Source organism: Candidatus Woesearchaeota archaeon B3_Woes (assembly GCA_005222965.1).
Classification (GTDB): Archaea; Nanobdellota; Nanobdellia; order Woesearchaeales; family B3-WOES; genus B3-WOES.
The window spans coordinates 502,915-519,866 of the sequence record NJBG01000001.1 but is presented as its reverse complement, the minus strand read 5'-3'; the positions used below and the strand labels follow the sequence as shown (position 1 = coordinate 519,866).

General features: G+C 30.5%; 15 protein-coding genes. 7 read left to right on the top strand and 8 right to left on the bottom strand.

Features of this window, described 5'->3' with window-relative positions; translation table 11 throughout:
• Positions 1–25: 25 nt before the first annotated feature.
• The 4 genes from CEE44_02730 to CEE44_02715 all read left to right on the top strand — a co-directional run bounded on the left by CEE44_02730 (position 26) and on the right by CEE44_02715 (position 5,224).
• On the top strand, positions 26–2,317 hold the full coding sequence (locus CEE44_02730) for a hypothetical protein (GenBank protein TKJ17427.1): 2,292 nt from the start codon (positions 26–28) through the stop codon (positions 2,315–2,317).
• Positions 2,314–3,225, top strand: coding sequence for a hypothetical protein (locus tag CEE44_02725; GenBank protein ID TKJ17426.1), 912 nt, complete (start codon positions 2,314–2,316; stop codon positions 3,223–3,225). The genes CEE44_02730 and CEE44_02725 overlap by 4 nt, the downstream gene beginning before the upstream one ends.
• Positions 3,226–3,278: 53 nt before the next feature.
• Positions 3,279–4,226: a hypothetical protein gene (locus CEE44_02720; protein TKJ17425.1), complete on the top strand. Its 948-nt coding sequence runs from the start codon at positions 3,279–3,281 to the stop codon at positions 4,224–4,226.
• Positions 4,227–4,288: 62 nt separating this feature from the next.
• Entirely contained in the window at positions 4,289–5,224 is a 936-nt protein-coding gene (locus CEE44_02715; GenBank protein TKJ17424.1) for a hypothetical protein, read from the top strand.
• 16 nt (positions 5,225–5,240) lie between these two features.
• Here the strand turns inward: CEE44_02715 and CEE44_02710 are convergent, their stop codons facing one another.
• The 3 genes from CEE44_02710 to CEE44_02700 form a co-directional block, all read right to left on the bottom strand.
• On the bottom strand, positions 5,241–6,203 hold the full coding sequence (locus CEE44_02710) for a Replication factor C small subunit (protein ID TKJ17423.1): 963 nt from the start codon (positions 6,201–6,203) through the stop codon (positions 5,241–5,243).
• 110 nt (positions 6,204–6,313) lie between these two features.
• A complete protein-coding gene (locus tag CEE44_02705) occupies positions 6,314–6,577 on the bottom strand; it encodes a hypothetical protein (protein TKJ17422.1) in 264 nt (87 codons plus the stop codon).
• Between the two features lie 95 nt (positions 6,578–6,672).
• A complete protein-coding gene (locus CEE44_02700; protein TKJ17421.1) occupies positions 6,673–7,635 on the bottom strand; it encodes a tRNA dihydrouridine synthase DusB in 963 nt (320 codons plus the stop codon).
• An 80-nt stretch (positions 7,636–7,715) separates the two neighbouring features.
• Here CEE44_02700 and CEE44_02695 point away from each other — a divergent pair, with 80 nt between their 5' ends.
• On the top strand, positions 7,716–8,741 hold the full coding sequence (locus CEE44_02695) for a tyrosine--tRNA ligase (protein TKJ17420.1): 1,026 nt from the start codon (positions 7,716–7,718) through the stop codon (positions 8,739–8,741).
• Here the strand turns inward: CEE44_02695 and CEE44_02690 are convergent.
• The gene (locus tag CEE44_02690; GenBank protein ID TKJ17419.1) at positions 8,738–9,937 is read right to left on the bottom strand and encodes a hypothetical protein; all 1,200 of its coding nucleotides are present in this window, start codon (positions 9,935–9,937) and stop codon (positions 8,738–8,740) included. The genes CEE44_02695 and CEE44_02690 overlap by 4 nt on opposite strands.
• 46 nt (positions 9,938–9,983) lie before the next feature.
• Between CEE44_02690 and CEE44_02685 the strand changes: the two genes are divergently transcribed.
• Together CEE44_02685 and CEE44_02680 are read left to right on the top strand one after the other, a co-directional pair.
• Complete coding sequence (locus tag CEE44_02685) at positions 9,984–10,658, top strand: hypothetical protein (protein TKJ17418.1); 675 nt, start codon at positions 9,984–9,986, stop codon at positions 10,656–10,658.
• A complete protein-coding gene (locus tag CEE44_02680; GenBank protein TKJ17417.1) occupies positions 10,655–12,439 on the top strand; it encodes a hypothetical protein in 1,785 nt (594 codons plus the stop codon). Before CEE44_02685 ends, CEE44_02680 begins: the two co-directional genes overlap by 4 nt.
• Positions 12,440–12,550: 111 nt before the next feature.
• Here the strand turns inward: CEE44_02680 and CEE44_02675 are convergent, their stop codons facing one another.
• Genes CEE44_02675 through CEE44_02660 form a run of 4 tightly spaced genes read right to left on the bottom strand, consistent with a single transcriptional unit; the run spans position 12,551 to position 16,922 of the window.
• A complete protein-coding gene (locus tag CEE44_02675; GenBank protein TKJ17416.1) occupies positions 12,551–14,152 on the bottom strand; it encodes a hypothetical protein in 1,602 nt (533 codons plus the stop codon).
• Positions 14,153–14,163: 11 nt separating this feature from the next.
• Entirely contained in the window at positions 14,164–15,030 is an 867-nt protein-coding gene (locus CEE44_02670) for a hypothetical protein (protein TKJ17415.1), read from the bottom strand.
• A 19-nt stretch (positions 15,031–15,049) separates the two neighbouring features.
• Positions 15,050–16,075, bottom strand: a complete 1,026-nt coding sequence (locus CEE44_02665; GenBank protein ID TKJ17414.1) for a flap endonuclease-1 — start codon at positions 16,073–16,075, stop codon at positions 15,050–15,052.
• Between the two features lies 1 nt (position 16,076).
• Positions 16,077–16,922: a hypothetical protein gene (locus CEE44_02660; protein ID TKJ17413.1), complete on the bottom strand. Its 846-nt coding sequence runs from the start codon at positions 16,920–16,922 to the stop codon at positions 16,077–16,079.
• Between the last annotated feature and the right edge of the window lie 30 nt (positions 16,923–16,952).

The following is a 16,952-nucleotide window of genomic DNA, read 5'->3' as shown; positions in this document are numbered from 1 at the left end:
TTTTTTATTTCTTTACGAGGTTAGGATGAAATTTAAGCTACCTACATTCTTCAAAAAAAACAAGGCAGAAGAACCAGAACCTGTTGATCCAGCTGTACTTGCTGAACAAAAAGCAAGATTAGAAGCTTCAAAGAAAGGAAGAAAGAACGCTAGAGCACAAGCAAAGAAAGAAGCGGAAGAAAGGAAGAAAGCTGAAAAAGAAAACCCCTCCTCAAAAGCATCAAGAGGCACAAATTTTTATGATTCTTTTTCTAATAGAAGGCAGGGTGGAAGTTTTTGGTGGGTGATTGCGGCTGTTGCATTGTATTTTATTGATATTTTTGTGACGGGGTTCAAGGGTTTTGAGTATAGTAGTTTTGTAAACACTTTCTATTTTTCAAGAGAGGGTTTTGCCCCTTATGTTGGATTTTTTACTAATATTTTTGTGATAGGAATTATTTTGGGTTATATACTTTTAAAAAAGAGGAATATACGAGAAGCGTTTTCTTTTTTTGTTCTTGTAGAGGGCATGTGGTTGATTTTAGCTATGAATAGGGAGTTTAATATAGGTGCTGTTTTGCATCTTGTGTTTGGGGTTTGTGTCTTAATATGGGTTCTTTATTATTCTATAGAAGATCGGGTGCATGTAAATTATTTGTTTGTTTTCTTTCTTTTTTGTGATTTTTTTCTTTTCTCAGCATTAGAAATCTGGTTTTCTAATATTCCTTTTATTAGTTCTATTAAATTGCTTGTTCCTGTTTGGTTTTTAGTGGCTCTTCTTTTTGCTAGAGACTCTGGTTGGAAATCTTTTTTGTGGTTTGTAGTTATTATGTTTTATGTTTTGTCTTACTTTACCTTGGGTGGTGCTGAAATTAGTGGTGTTAAGATGGACACAATTACTGGAGAAGATAAAACATCAGCACTAAAAGTTGTAACGGAAGCTTGGGAAAATCTAAAAGAGTCTGTAACCTCATCTGTAACTTCTTTTGCTGAGGGACAAGCTAATGCTACTTTGGGGGAATATTATACAGGAGATATCGATAGAAAAGCCAGAGAAAGGCTTGGTGTTTATATTGAAGACCTTCAGGGAGCAGATACAGAATTTTATGAAGATCAACCAGTAAATATATGGGCCACATTAGTTGCTAAAACTCTTGATGAGCCGATTGAGGTGGAGATAGGATGTACTGTAGATGGAGAAGTGATTGAAGGTGTGGAGATATATCCTAAAGAAGTTTTTGATGTTGAAAGTTTTGAAGAAGAAGGTATTGAATGTAGTTTTGAGCCAGGGTTATTAATAGAAGGTTATCATGAGATTAGTATGAATGCTAAATTTAATTTTTTAACGATGGCTTATATTAAGACTTATTTTATGGATCCAGAACGAAGAAGGGCCTTAATGAGAGAAGGAATAGATCCTCTAGAAAATTATGGGATTGTGGATAGAGATCCTCGTGCTGTATATACAAACGGCCCAATAATGATTGGTTTAGATGTAGGGAAGCCGCCTTTAAGTGCTGATAAAGATTTTAGATTAGGTACTACTTTGACAAATTGGTGGGATGGAGAAATACAAAAAGTTACAGATTTTTACATAGTTACACCAAACGAAATGGAATTAGAAAAAAATGCAGAAGGAGTTTATTCTTGTAGAGGAAAAAGAAATTATATATTTGATAGTTCTTCTTGTTCAGAAATAGGTGAGGAAGAAAAAGGATGTGATGATAAGATACATAATGTGTTTAAAATAGAATCAGATGCTATTGAAATAAGAGAGATTGAAAATTATGAAACAATTTTGTGTAGATTATATGTACAAGATCAGAGTGATTTGTTAGGAGAGGTTCCATTAGTTACCAAATATTTAAAAGTTGTAGCAAAATATGATTATAATATTCATGAAGAAATTGGTATACAAGTTAAAGGTGGAGATGGGGTTAGAACTGTTTTCGCTGAAAGAGAATGTACTAGGGTATGTATTGATGATGATGGGTGTTTGTGTCCTGATGGATGCGAAATATTAAAAGGCCAGCACATCTATAAAGATATGACTTGTGGTGGAATTGAAGGAGGAGAGGTGGATGTCGCAACAACTCCTCCTGTAGATGTTGATGGTGGTGAAATAGAAGATGTCCAAGAGGATTTGTTTGCAGTAGAAGGATGCGGGGGAAATGAAGACTGGACAACAGAATGTAAATTAGCGTGTAACCCTAGTCAACATGATGGGATTTTTTGTTTCGAAAAAAAATGGACATGTACTACAGATGCCAATGAAGATGAAAATCTATATTATCCTTTAGCGTTGTGTAAACCAGGAGAGTGGGGAGATATAACATGAAAAAGATTTTATTAATAATGGTTTTATTGTTTGTTGTTGGATGTAGTCAGAGTGAAGGCCCTTCTGCAACTATAACTAATGAAGATTTGTATAAAGGTAATATTGGTTTAGTGGCGAATTTTGGACAAAATATGCCTCCTGTAAAAGTTTATGAAAATGATATTTTTCCTGTTGGGATTGAATTAAGCAATAAAGGCGCATTTGATATAATAGAGGGATATTTGCTTTTGAATTTAGAAGAAGACAATATGGAATTAGAAAAAGGAGATATTATTAAAAATTTAAAATTAAAAGGCAAATCACTTGGTAACCCTAAAGGGGATATGGAGATTGTGAGTTTTTTTGTAAAAGCAAAAGAACTTGGAAAAGAAACAGAAACAATTACTTCTAATATTATTGCTACATCTTGTTATAGATATAAAACTTTTTTTAGTAAAACTGTTTGTGTAGATACTGATTTTTACAATCTTAAAAAAGCTAAAAAGGCCTGTAGTGCACAAGATATGGTTTTTGGTTCTGGACAAGGATCTTATGTTCCAATAGTAAGAATAGAACCAAACATGATGGAAGATGATGGGATTATAAAACCAATGTTTGTTATATATATAGAAAATAAAGGGCAGGGAGAAGTGACTAATCCAAATAGTATTAAAAAAATCTGTTCTGATGAACAAATTAATCCTGAAGACTTAAATTATATTGAAGTTGAGGCTTTTTTGTCTGAAACGCCTTTGGTTTGCAGGCCTTCTCCTATAAAATTACAAGAGCGCGAAAAGGTGGTGAGATGCGTTTTAGAAGAAGGGATTAGTAAAGATGTTCCATCTTATTCTACTATATTAACTGTTAATTTAGATTATGGTTATACTGATACAATATCTAAAAGGGTGGAGATAAGGAAAATAATATAAAATTATTTTTAGAAAACTTTATATAAGGCAATATTAATTATTTTAATTATCAAGTGATAAAAGAGGCAAGTGTAATGAAGAAAATTGTTTTATCTGTATTGATTATTCTTTTATTAGTTTTAGTTGGATGTGGCAGAGGTCCTAGCGAACAGATGGTTGAAGATGATTATCATAAAGGATCTAGGGGTTTGGAGATGAATTTTATAAACAATGCGCCACCTTATAGGATTTATGAAGGAGATAATTTAGATATAAGTGTTGAAGTCTGGAATAGAGGGGCTTTTCCACAGGATAAAACATTTCAGGGAAAATTAGAGATAAGTGGTTTTGATCCTTCTTCTATAACTGGTACATGGGAAGGAGGAAACCGAATCCCTACCAATTTAGAGGGGAGAAGCCAGTATAATATTGAAGGCGGTTATGCTGTTATGAGTTATAGAGATAGAAATGGCGTCCATGTTCCTTTTGATGCTGATTATTATGAACCAAGAATAATAGTTCATTCGTGTTATAAATATACAACAGTGGCTGATCCTGTTGTTTGTATTGACCCTGATCCGCATGCTTTAGTTGAAGAAAGAAAGGTTTGTAATGTTAACAATGTGCAAATAGGCGGGGGACAAGGTGCCCCTATTTCAGTTACAAATGTTGAAGAAGAGGTTGGTTCTGATCAAATATATTTTAGAATTTATGTTTCTAATAATGGGGGAGGTAGTGTAATGCTGCCAAGAGCGTATAATGACTGCCCATTTGATGTTGAAATTGGTGAATTAGATAAAGTAACTGCAAAAGTAAAATTACCTCATGATGCAAGCCCAGAGTGCAGCCCAAAAGGTACTGCTTCTGATCCAATAAGATTAACAAATGGTAATGGATATATGTTTTGTAAGTTTAGTAAACCAGCAACAGATTCTGCATATACAACAAACTTAAATATTGAGCTGGATTATGTTTATTCAAATTCAATAGAAAAACAGATAAAAATAATTAATATTAAATAGGTATTTAATAGAAAAAGTTAAATATATAAGTGATATTATAGGTAAATAAGGAGGTTAGTGCAATGAAAAAAATAATTTTTGCTTTAATTGGAATAATGGTTTTTTTAATAGGATGTACAGGAGGTGGTTCTGATGGAGAAACGGTTGGAGGAAGGGCATTTATAGGAGGAACAGATTCTATTAAGTTTGATTTTATGGAAGAGACTCCACCAGCAGAGGTTTTTGATGGTGGACAACAACCTTTTGAAGTAACATTAAATGTTGAGAATGCAGGAGAGTATGATGTTGCTAAAGAAGATATTAAAATTAAATTATCTGGTTTTTATCCTGGTGATTTTGCAAATCCAACTACTGAAAAAAATCCTGATGAAGATTTGAGAGGAGCTTATGTTGATTCAGATGGAGAGGCACGAAAAGGAACTATTACTTATGTTAATTTTCCTGGATTTAATTTTGAAGGTGCTGCAACAGGAGTTGACAGACATATCATAAGAGCAGATGTGTGTTATAAGTATGGAACAAAGGCACAAGTCGATATCTGTGTTTTGGAAGATTTAACACCCTTAGGAGGAGATCAAGTTTGTGATGTATCTGGCCCAAAAACTGGTTCTGTTTCAAGCGCGCCTGTTCAGGTTGAAAATTTGGTGGAAGAGGTTGCTGGTACAAGGAAAGTTAGACTTTCGTTTGATGTTGTGCACAGAAGTAATGGTTTAATATCTGAATTAGGAAGCAGTTGTGATTCTGGTTTGGATAAAAAGAATAAAGTTTGGGTTGAGGTTGAAACAGGAATAGGAAGTGTAACTTGTACTGGTTTAACAGGAGGAAGCCCAACTACAGGATATACAACCTTATATAATGGAAAATCAAAGATTATCTGTACACAAGATTTAACAGGAGTGGAAGGAAACTTTGAGAAAAAGGCCAATGTGCTGTTAACATATGATTATAAGCAGCATAAAGAAAGGGAAGTTTTGGTTAAACATATTGTAAGCGGATAACTTTTTCTTTTTTTATTTATTTTAAATTTATTAGATTTACTTTTGCTAGAAATGCTTCTAATTGTAGGAATTCGTCAGAACCTTCTGTTATTCTAAATTCTGTTTCGCCGCATTTATCAATTAACTCCATTTTCTTTCTATTGTCTAATTCTAAATTTAATAGTTCTTTTTGAATTTGTTTGATAATATCTATACCTGATAACCCGTGGTTAAGCATAACATCTAATAGTTTGTCTCTTGATTCCTTAAATTTATTGTCTAATGCTAATTTGAGTACTTCTGTTACTTCTTTTGGTTTTGCTATGGAAATTAAGTCATATAACAAGTCCTCTGTGATGTTTTTGCTCATAGCAGCTGAACTTTGAAGAATGTTTTCTAATCTTCTACAATCTCCTTCTGATATTTCTATTAGTGTTTCTTTTGCTTTTTCATCTATTTTTAGGTTTTCTTGTTTTGCTATTTTATCTATTATTATTTTCAAATCTTTCTTATGAATTGGTTTAAATCTAAAAATAGCGCATCTTGATTGGATTGGGTCTATTATTTTGCTACTATAGTTGCAGCTTAGTATGAATCTGCATGTTTGTGTGTAATTTTCCATTGTTCTTCTTAATGCTTGCTGGGCTTCTTTTGTTAGGGCGTCGCATTCATCCAAATAGATTATTTTAAAAGGAACATTTCCGATTGATCTTGTTCTTGCAAAATTTTTTACCTTTACCCTTACAACGTCTATTCCGCGTTCGTCTGATGCATTGAGTTCTAAGAAGTTGTGGTGCCATTCTTCTCCGAATAATTTTTTTGCAACAACCAATGATAATGATGTTTTTCCTACTCCTGCAGGACCTGCAAATAAAAGGTGGGGCATATTTTTTTGTTCAATAAAAGATTTTACACGTTTTACTATCTCTTCCTGGCCTTTTATGTCTGAGAACTCGCTTGGTCTATATTTTTCAGTCCATATTGCTTTATCTTCTTCCATTGTCGTAAAGAAATATCACTAATTTAAAAGGTTTTACATTATAGAATATAAGTTTTAAATTATATCTTCTTCAGATATTAATGAAAATTAAAATTTTCAAAATTTCAGAGTTAGATTATGTCTTCCTCTGAAATTACCATAAAATCTCCTATGGCTATAACTGCGGAAAAAGGTATTAGAATGTTATTATCCTTGTCTTTTTCTAATTCTAGTTTTTCTGTATAGGGTGTTGGATTTTTAAGGATAAGATGGATTAATTCTCCTGATCGTGTTTCAAAGATTATATCTCCTACTTCTCCAAATCTTTTTCCTGTTTTAGAAACTACTGTCTTTCCAATCAATTGTTTTGAGAATTTTTTATCGTCTTCGGCCATATTATTGCACCTTTTTCATTCTAAAATTTATATAGATGTAATAAGCTATTTAGTATTTAAAGTTTTTGTTTTTTGTTCTGTCTTATAAATGGTGTTTAATAACTATTTTTGACTAATTCAACAATTTCATCAAAATCTTCTATGTTCATTATTTGGTTTCTTGTTTGTTTTGCGTTTTTTATGTTTTTTGTAAACCACATTGCGTGCTGCCTAAATTCTGATAGTTTAAATTGTTCCTTGTGCTGTTTGTATAATTTTGCAAATTTCAAGAAAGCCTCTTGTTTTTCTTTTTTTGTTGTTTCTGGTTTATTTTTGTTGTGTTTTAATAAGTAATTTGTTCTTTCAAAAATAAAAGGGTTTCCTAAAGCTCCTCGACCTATCATTAAAAAATCTGCTTTAGATTGTTCTAGTTTTGATTTTGCTGTTCCTGGTTTAAATATGTCTCCGTTTCCAATAATTTTTGTGTTAAATTTTTCTTTTATTTTTTTTATATAACTCCAATCTGCTGTGCCTTGATATTTTTGTTTTGTTGTTCTTGCGTGAATCGTTATAGCATCAACCCCAAAATCTTCTAGGATTTTGCATTGTTTTTCTATAGTTATGTTGTCTTTATTCCACCCCAGCCTTATTTTTACTGTAACTGGTTTTTTTGAATTTTCAATTATGGGTTTTATAACTTTTGATATTTGTTCTGGATGTTTTGAGAAAAAGGCTCCTGCTTTGTTTGCTAAAATGTTTTTATCCGGACATCCTAGGTTAAAATCAATAATGTCTGCGTATTTGTTTAATATTATGGTTGATTTTTTGATGTTTTCTGGATTAGAACCCACTATTTGGATTGAAAGGGGGTGTTCTTGTTTTGAAACCCCTAATAATGTTTCTAGTTTGTTTTTGTCTTCTTTGTATAATGTTGAGATTAAATCGCAATGAAACATTTGAGTAGATACGAGTCCTGCCCCATATTCCTTGCATAATAATCTAAAAGCAGCACAATTAACACCGGCCATTGGTGCTAAAATTAATTGGTTTTTTAGTTTTAGGTTTCCTATCTTATACATGAAATAATAATATCTTTGTTTGTTTAAATATTTATTTAAAAAACCCAAAATTTTTAAACACAAAGATTAATACTTGTTATATGAATGGAGAGGAAAAGTTTAAGTTAATCGCAAGGGAATTGCAAGAGGTTGTTGGGGAGAATGAATTAAAAGATATTCTTAAAAAAAGAGATTTAAAAGTATATTGGGGTACTGCTCCAACTGGTAAACCTAATTTGGGTTATTTTGTTCCGATGTTAAAGATAGCTGATTTTCTAAAAGCTGGTTGTGAGGTAACTATTCTGTTTGCGAATATGCATGCTTATCTTGATAACATGAAAACAGACTGGGATTTATTAGAGTACAGAACAAAATATTATCAATTGTTAATAAAGGAAATTTTGAAATCTGTCGGGGTTTCGTTAGATAAATTAAAATTTGTTACAGGAACTGATTTTCAATTAAAAAAAGAATATTCTTTAGATATGTATAGGTTATCTGCTCTATCTTCGACAAGGGATACTAAAAGAGCAGGAGCTGATGTTGTAAAGCAGTTAGAAACTCCTAAAATGTCTGGGCTGTTGTACCCTATTTTACAGGCCTTAGATGAGCAGTATTTGGTTGTAGATGCTCAGTTTGGAGGGGTTGATCAAAGAAAATTATTTATGTTTGCACGAGAATTTTTACCAAAGATAGGATATGAGAAAAGAATTCATCTGATGAATTATTTGATCCCTGGTTTAACTCAATCTGGCAAAATGTCAAGTTCTGAACCAAACTCGAAAATAGATTTTGATGAAACAGATAAAGAAATTCAGAAGAAGGTAAATAAGGCATTTTGTGTTGATGGAAAGGTTGAAGGCAATGGGTTGTTGGCAATAGCAAGATTTATTATTTTTAAGACATTAGAGCACGAAAAGAGGGATTTTGTGATTGATAGGCCAGAAAAATGGGGAGGGGAGATTGTTTTTAAGAATTATAAAGAGCTAGAAGCAGCTTTTGTAAAAAAAGAGTTAGCGAGTGTTGATTTAAAACAAGGAATTAGTGATGAAATTATAAAATTAATAGATCCAATAAGAAAAACTTTGGTAAAAGAGAAAGAATTAGTCAAAAAAGCTTATCCTTAAGATTGTTCAATAATGGCCAGAGTATATTTATCATTTAAGTATTGATTTATTACTCTTATTATGTCTTTTTTAGTTACTTTTTTTGTTTTTTTAGTATAGTTTAAGCAATCTTCTGCTTTGGAAGCCAATTCCCAGTTTCCAACTGAGCTTGCTAATGTTTGGCTGTCTTCGTTCTCTAAGATTATTTCGCCTTCAAGAAATTGTTTTGCTTCTAAAAGTTCTTTAGATGTTGTTTTTTTGAGTTTTTGGAATTCGTTAAGTGTTATTTTTATACATTTAGGAATGTTGTTTTTGTTTGTAGAGAAATAGGCTGTAAAGATTCCATAGTTTATGTTTGGATCATGATTTATTCCTACTTCATATGCTAAACCATGTTTAACTCTTATTTCCCTGAATAGTTTTCCTGATAATCCTCTTCCCAAGATTGCCTTTATAACATCTAATACATATGAATCATATTCTTTTCTTTTTGGAGTTTTATACCCTAGTATGGCGTAACTTTGGTTTGTTTTTCTTTTCTCAATTTTTTTAATTTTTTTGTTTTGTTTTTCTTCTTTAAAAGAAGTTTTTACAGGGGAATTATTCATTTTTGAAAAATATTTTTTAATTTTTGTTTTGAGATTTGGAATATCCCCTACAACTGTAACTATTGTGTTTGGGGCTGTATAATACTTTTTATGATATTTTTTCAAATCTTTATTGGTTAAAGATTTGATAGATTTGACAGTTCCGTAAATTGGGTTTTTTGCTGGAAATTTTTCAAATAATGTTTTTAAGAATAAAATCCATTGATAGTTTCTTGGTTGGTCTGTTACAAGTTTGATTTCGCTTAGTACAATTTTTCTTTCTTTTTTCATTAGGTTTGAATCAAATGTTGGATTTATGATAATATCAGATAATGTGTCTAAGGCCTTTTCAAAATGTTTTTTAATTATTTTAATAAAAAAACATGTTGTTTCGTTTGATGTATATGCAGAAATCTCTCCTCCTAAACTTTCAATAGAATTTGCTATTTCTTCTGATGTTCTTTTTTTTGTACCTTCAAAAACCATATGTTCAACAAAATGAGAAATTCCCTCTATTTTTCTTGTTTCGTTATTAGAACCAACACAAATTGTTATTTGAATTGTTACAATATCTGATTTTCTTTTTAGTTCTATTATTTTTAGTTTGTTTTTTAATTTAAATTTGTTCATCTGCTTAAAAGAAAAGTTTTAATAGTATATATTTGTTACTGAAACCATGTTAGATCTTGTCAAAATTAGGAATATAACGAAAGCTTGTGAGATTACTGATAAAATTTTTAGGAAATTGGTTAAAAAACTTAAACAAAAAGTATTTTTTACAGAATTGGATGTTTATAATTTTTTAAAAAAAGAAACACACCTTAATAATTGTAGATTAGCATTTAAACCAATTGTGGCTATGCAGGAAAATGCTTCTGAAATTCATCATAAATCAAATAATACAAAACTAAAAAAGGGTTTTCTTGTTGTTGATTTTGGGGTGAAGTATAAAGATTATTGTTCAGATTGTTCAAGAACATTTTATCTTGGAAAACCATCAAAAAAAGATAAAGATTTATATAATATGGTTCTTGAATCTCAGTTAACAGCTTTAAATCATATTCGGCCAGGAGTATATTCTGCTGATATTGATGCGATTACAAGAGCTGTTTTATGGGTGTATTTTAGAAATTTTGTTCATGGAACAGGTCATGGGGTTGGAAAAAAGGTTCACCAGGCCCCTATTTTGAGTCCAAGAAGCAGGTCTATATTAAGAGAGGGCCAAATTATCACAATAGAACCGGGTTTATATTTTAAAAATAAATTAGGTATAAGAATTGAAGATAGTGTTTTGGTAAAAGATAAAGCTTATGTTTTGACAAAAACAAAAAAGGAGATGGTGGTAATATGAAGTATAGTAGTAAAAAATTTGAGAGCGATGTTAAATATTATGAGAATTCTTTGAGAGGTAAAGTTAATAATAAATTGTTGTTTTTGGTGTGTGATCTGACTAATAAAAAGGCCTTTTTTTCAATTGCTCCCTTAAGTAGAGCTGTTCATAACTTAGATGGAGAACTACATGTTCTTGTTAAACATAAAGAATCTGAAAATTTTTTGGTTTTAAAGAAAGTATGGAATATTTATCATGATATGAGAAAGGGGTTAGAGACTGAGAAAACCAAAGCACTAAAAAGTTTTATTAATGAAGTGAACAAAAGAACAAAAACAAAAGTTTTTAAGAATATTTTCAAAAAACCAGAATTATTATTGTATTCTACAGAAAAAGGATTCACAGGAACACTTGATTTGGAATATAAATTTTCATGGTATAAAAAATATAGATGGAATGAATTAGTAGGTACTGTTAATACCCTATTAAAAAAAGGTTATGATATTAAAAAGAATGAAAGATTAGGAATAAGTTTTGAGACAATCCCAAAAAAAGAAGATTTAGAGCTCCCTTTAAAAGATTATTTGGATTCTTATAGTATGGCTATGGCTATGGCGTTAGAAGCTAGGAGATTAAAAGCTAATGTTGGGTTGGGTTCATCAACAAATAAGTTTTCTGTTTTGGCGAATAGTGTAAGGACTATTGATTTAATGTCTACTTTGATTGGATGCGAGTTAGATAAAGAAGTTGATGAAGAAGTCTTTAAGAAATTTAAGATTTTGTCCCCTATACTCGGTGCGGAAAAAATTGAGTTAAACGATGCTGGTTTTGGTATACATGGGAAAGGATATACTGGAAAAATGTTTTTTGGAGAAAGTATTGGGTATCCTACTCTGAACAAAAAATCAAGATGGACGAGTCCTGGTCAGATGATGTTAAAAGATAGGTATGAAGCTCAAACAAAATATGAAACAAGGGACCCAATAATGAGGTATGCAATGACTGAAACCTTGCCTATAGACATTTTTATTGAAACTTGTGATGTTGATTATGAAAAAATTAGAAAGAGGAGCAAAAAAATAAAATCAATTTTAGATAAGTGTGATAGGATAAGGGTGATTGGTGAAGAAAAAAATGGTTTGAAAACAGATTTTACTGTTTGTCTTGTTAGTGATGATAAAAAAATTAGAAGGTATTTTATTGCTTCTGATTCTGATGTTACAACTAAAATTGATCAAGAGTATTATAAAGCAACCGGAATAAAATCTGGATTGTATGCTAATTTTCCTTCTGGTGAGGCTTTTGTAACACCTGAAAAATTAGAAGGATTAATTGTTGGAGATGTTGTAATTAGTATTGACCAAAGCTATAGATTAAATCCAAAACAGCCTTTGGTGATAAAAGTAAAAGATAACAAATATACAGTAGTTAGTGGTCCAAAGAAAATATTAGATAAAATGAAAACAACAAAGGACGATGCTATGGAAAAGATAAGGAACATAGAGGATAAAAAGGCCTTGCCTGTTTCTATGACTAAAATGTACAGAAGGTGTTTTAATTATATTGGGGAATTTGCTGTAAATCTAAATCCTAAAGCAAAATTATGTGATTATTTGATTGTTAATGAAAAAATAGCAAGGATGATGCACGTTGCAATGGGGATGGGGTTTGAGCCGGACAGAAAAACGTTGTATCATTGGGATATGGTAATCAATTCTCCACGACAAAAGATGGATGTCTATGGAGTAGATAGTAAACACAAAAACCATTGGATAATAAAGAAAGGGAAGTTTGTTGTTTAAGATTTCTAAAAAAAGCATGCTCAGCAGTTACTTCCGTATAGCACAATTTGCTATTGGTGTTCACATCATCATTGCATGCGTAATAGAATAATGTTTTTGTTTTTAAATATTTTATGATAATATCTTGAAATCTAAACAGATTCTGTATGTTTTTGGTGCGAATTGGCCGCATTTAACAAGGTTCAGTACTTTAAATTTCTTTTCTGCCTTTTTGCATGCTTTTTCCACTTTTTGTTTGGCTAAATCAAATTCTTTTTCATTTAGGAAATCATAAAAATGTATTATTGTTCCTTTTTTTGTTCTTGTTAATGCTAAATCAAGATAATCTTCTGCTGATTTTGGGAGGGGCATTAGAATTCTGTCAAATTTTTTGGTTGGTTTTATTGATAAAAAATATTTATAGTCTTCGATTTGTTCTTTTGCTGTTATTTCGCTTTTGCTATATACTTCTACACAACCGAAATCTATGTATTTTGCAAATTTTCTAAAATCAAGATCCCCTTCTCTTAATCTGCAACAGTGTTCTCCACTGTTGTATTTATGATTAACTGCATGATTATATAGTTTTGTTTTAGAATTTATTTGTTTGAAATCATCAAGTGTTAGTTTTTTGTTTAGATACATAAAATGGGCAAAATCAAAGCACATGTTTTTTAGTTGTGTTTTTTTAATAACATTTAATATGCTTTTTTTTGTACCAAATGGTTTTGTTGTTCCATTTTCAAGATAGAGGTATTTTAATAAATCTAGTTTTTTTAGTGTTTTTATGTTTTTAATCAACCATTCTTCTTTGTGGTCTTTTTTTAATCTATCGTCTGATGAGTGAAAGATGTGTCCTACAACATTTTTATTATTTTTTTGGACAGAATCTAATTTTTTGATGCATTCTATTATGTTCTTTATTTTTGCTGGGTGTTGTGCTAAATACATTTCCCTAGATTTGTTATAAACGTGAGGTGAATGGATCATAACTTTAATTTGTTTTTTTGCAAGTTTTTTTATTGTTTTGTCCATCTGTTTTCGTTTTTTATCAGATTCAAGATCTCCTTCTGGAAGATAAAATTCTATTAAAGGGGGGTTTTGTTTTAGTTTTGGTCCAATATATTTTTTATGCCATCTTGATTTTAATGCTATTCCTTCAAAATCTATTTTTGGTAAAATGTTGTTTACATCGCCTTTATGTAATGTTGTGTTGGTTATTTTGTTTAGTTTGATATTTTCAAGGGCATATTTGTGAGCAACAGGATTTATTTCAATTCCTATGATTGAGTTCGCTTTAGTGTTTTTAGCTATTACACAAGGATAAGGTGCACAACCCGAAAACATAACAAGAACATTTTCTTTTGGTTTTATTAATTTAGAAATTCTTAATCTTTCGTTAGAGAGTCGGGAGGAGAAATAAACCTTTTCAACATCTAGTTTTAGTGTTATATTGTTTTCTTTATGTATTGTTTCTTTTGTTTTTTCTCCAGCCATAATTTTTAGTTTTGGTGTTCTGTGTTTACCAGAGTATTTTCTTGTTTTTTTACAAATTGTTTTTACGTTTTTTAATTCTTTGATTAAAGATTGAGCAATTATTTTTTCTTTTCTTTCTAATTCTTTAGGAAACTCTGAGAAAATCAGGATAGAACCAACTACATCGAATGATGAGGGGACTAGCTGCAGTTCTTGTCTTGTTAATTTTCCTTTTAGTGTTTGTTTTAGTGTGGGCATTTTAGATTAACTTAAATAATTATAAGGAGGGTTCCTATAATCATAATAACTGAAGAAATTGCTCCTTTTAAAATTCCTTTTTCATGAAAAATTTCTCCTCCGATTAGTGTACTCATCAAAATAGATAATTTGCTTATTGGCATTACTAAAGAGACATAAGTGAGAGACAGTGCATATAAATAAGAAGCGTTTGCTAAGAAACTAAAGAAAGCTGTCAAAACAACGTTGTGTTTTGTTGTTTTTATGCAATTTTTTATTGATTTTATTCCATTGTGTGATATAAAGGAGATTATCATAAAATTAATTGCTATAAAAATCCAGATTAAAAATAAAAAATCAAAAGGGGTTGTATAAAGATTAATAATATATTTATCTAGTAGTGCTGTAATACTAAATATAAAAGCTGAGATAATTGCGTAATCTACGTATCTAGATTTTAGATGTTTTAAAAAAGATTTGAGAGGATTATGGTGTTCTGTTTCTAATACATATGCTCCAATTATTAAAAAAACCAATCCAATTATTTGGTTTCTAGTTAATGTTTCTCCTAAAAATAAGAAAGCCAAAACAGCCAAAAAACCAGGGGTCAGATTATGTAATGGGATAACTTGTGATATTTCTGAATGTCTTAAAGATTTTGATGCCAATAAAATCCCTATAGAAGCAAGAATAGATGTAAAATAGATTATTAGAATTGAAGTAAGTGTATATTTAAATGTCAGAAAAGGCAGAAGCAGCAGCCCAAAAAGTGCGTTAAAGGTTGTTCTTGTGAGTTCAAATTCTAGTGCGTTTTCTTTGCGTGTTCCTTTTTTTCTAAATATTGTAAAAAACGTAGCAAATATTGCAGATGCGAAGGCAAAAACCCACCAAGGTAACATTTTTTATTCCTCTTTTGTCTTAAAATTCAAAAAGTGATTTTTGTTTTTTTGAATTTTCTTTTTTTTCAAGTTTTTCTAAGGTTGAATTTATTCTTTCCTCTGAAAAATCGTGCTTTAATAAAAATTCTTTTATTTCTTTTGTATTAATACTTTTCCATTTTAGTTCATAATCATCTGTAACCGGCATTTTTTTAAATAAATCATATACTTCTTTCCATTCAAAATCAAAAAACTCGTTCCATTTCACTTCTTTAAATAAACTATCAAAATCTTTTTTGTATTTTTTGACTAAGGTTAATGCATTTTTAGGGCCAATCCCTTTAATCCCGCCAGGATTATAGTCTGTGCCTATTAACATGGCCATTGCTATTAGCTGGTCTAAATCTATTGTTAAATTATTAAGAACATCTGCTAAGTCAATTATCTCTGGTTTAACAGTTGTATAACTTAGTTTATTTGTTTGTTTTCTTTTGCCTAGTATTGATAAATTTCTTATAAGTTGGGGTATGCCGTACAGCAAGGAATCATAATCTTGACTTACTACAAAACAGTTTTCTTTTTTAGCAATATAAACTGCCTGGGCTTCTCCTTCTGATGGGGCCTGTACTATTGGCAATCCTAAATATTGTATTAATTTTTTGGCGTCTTCTATCATTTCTTGTGAAAGTGCTGTTGTTCTTGATGCATATTTTTTCATTGATTCTATGTCTTCTTTTGCTTTTGCTGTTTCGTATTTTTTTTGGGCTTGTATTTTGGATTGTTTTCTTCTTTCTCTTTCTTTTTGTTTTAAAGAAGGGGGTTCTCCATCAAAAACAAATACTAATTTTAAATCATATTGGAGTAAATTTGTTATTCTAGAAAATAATCCAATTAGGTGGCTTGTGACGTTTCCCTGAGAATCTGTAAGCAAAGACCCATCTCTTGATCTTATGCTACTGAGAAATTGGTATAATAGATTAAATGTATCTATGATCAGGGTTTTTCCTTTTAAGGTTTTAATGTCTATCTCTTTTCCTAGAATGATGTCCTTAAATGCTATTCCCATCTTATATTTGGTGTATTTTAAGTCCTTTAAACTCTTTGTTTAACATTTCTTTTGATTTTTTTGTCATTTCTCCTGTTATTAACAAGATAACTGGTAGTTTTTTTTGTTGGCCTTGGACAAATGCGGAAGCAATGTCTGCATCATTTATCTTTTTCTTGTTTTTGGCTTTGCAATAGTATTGTAATGTGCCCACAGCAGATGGTAATTCAATTACAAAATCAATTTCTGTTTTTTTGGTGTTCTTCATTTCTTGGTTGATAATTGTGATATTGTTTTTTTTAAAATATCTGACGGTTTGTTCTAAAAAAGAAGTTTGTGATGTTGAATGTATTTGTTGTTTTGGTTTTGTTTCTTTAATTTGTGTTGGTTTTTTTATTTCTTTTTTCTTTGATTCTTGTTTTTTAATGCCTATTTTTAATTTTATTTGTTCCTCTGCCTCTTGGTTGGATAACATATACCACTTCCAAAATAGAATTTGTTGATTTTGGTGATTAATCTGTAAAGGGACAGCATAATCTTTGATTGCTCTTAAGGCCACTTGTGTTAAAGGGGATTGTTCTGTGTCTTTTAGAATTTTTTTTTCTTTGATTAAATCGTATGATGCTTTGTCTTTTTCGTTTAGGAAATTGGATATGTTTTGTAGTTTTTCTTTTTGTTCTTCAAGGTAATAATAAGGAGAGGATGCTCTTTTTAAGTATGTCACTTTTAATATATTATTAGATACTAATTCCCCAAGCATGGCAGAAGCAAACAACATGTTTGTGTTTAAGTCTCTATAGATATCAGAAGGCAAACAAGGGCCTTTTTGTCTGATTAAATCAATGATTTTGTCTTTATCATTTTGCATGTTAATAAAGAAAATATTGTGGTTTATATA

What these genes read in the sequence shown, in the direction of transcription:
- CEE44_02730 (TKJ17427.1), top strand. Translation starts at nt 26, where the DNA reads ATGAAATTTAAGCTACCTACATTCTTCAAAAAAAACAAGGCAGAAGAA.
- CEE44_02725 (TKJ17426.1), top strand. Translation starts at nt 2,314, where the DNA reads ATGAAAAAGATTTTATTAATAATGGTTTTATTGTTTGTTGTTGGATGT.
- CEE44_02715 (TKJ17424.1), top strand. Translation starts at nt 4,289, where the DNA reads ATGAAAAAAATAATTTTTGCTTTAATTGGAATAATGGTTTTTTTAATA.
- CEE44_02710 (TKJ17423.1), bottom strand. Translation starts at nt 6,203, where the DNA reads ATGGAAGAAGATAAAGCAATATGGACTGAAAAATATAGACCAAGCGAG.
- CEE44_02705 (TKJ17422.1), bottom strand. Translation starts at nt 6,577, where the DNA reads ATGGCCGAAGACGATAAAAAATTCTCAAAACAATTGATTGGAAAGACA.
- CEE44_02700 (TKJ17421.1), bottom strand. Translation starts at nt 7,635, where the DNA reads ATGTATAAGATAGGAAACCTAAAACTAAAAAACCAATTAATTTTAGCA.
- CEE44_02695 (TKJ17420.1), top strand. Translation starts at nt 7,716, where the DNA reads ATGAATGGAGAGGAAAAGTTTAAGTTAATCGCAAGGGAATTGCAAGAG.
- CEE44_02690 (TKJ17419.1), bottom strand. Translation starts at nt 9,937, where the DNA reads ATGAACAAATTTAAATTAAAAAACAAACTAAAAATAATAGAACTAAAA.
- CEE44_02685 (TKJ17418.1), top strand. Translation starts at nt 9,984, where the DNA reads ATGTTAGATCTTGTCAAAATTAGGAATATAACGAAAGCTTGTGAGATT.
- CEE44_02680 (TKJ17417.1), top strand. Translation starts at nt 10,655, where the DNA reads ATGAAGTATAGTAGTAAAAAATTTGAGAGCGATGTTAAATATTATGAG.
- CEE44_02675 (TKJ17416.1), bottom strand. Translation starts at nt 14,152, where the DNA reads ATGCCCACACTAAAACAAACACTAAAAGGAAAATTAACAAGACAAGAA.
- CEE44_02670 (TKJ17415.1), bottom strand. Translation starts at nt 15,030, where the DNA reads ATGTTACCTTGGTGGGTTTTTGCCTTCGCATCTGCAATATTTGCTACG.
- CEE44_02665 (TKJ17414.1), bottom strand. Translation starts at nt 16,075, where the DNA reads ATGGGAATAGCATTTAAGGACATCATTCTAGGAAAAGAGATAGACATT.
- CEE44_02660 (TKJ17413.1), bottom strand. Translation starts at nt 16,922, where the DNA reads ATGCAAAATGATAAAGACAAAATCATTGATTTAATCAGACAAAAAGGC.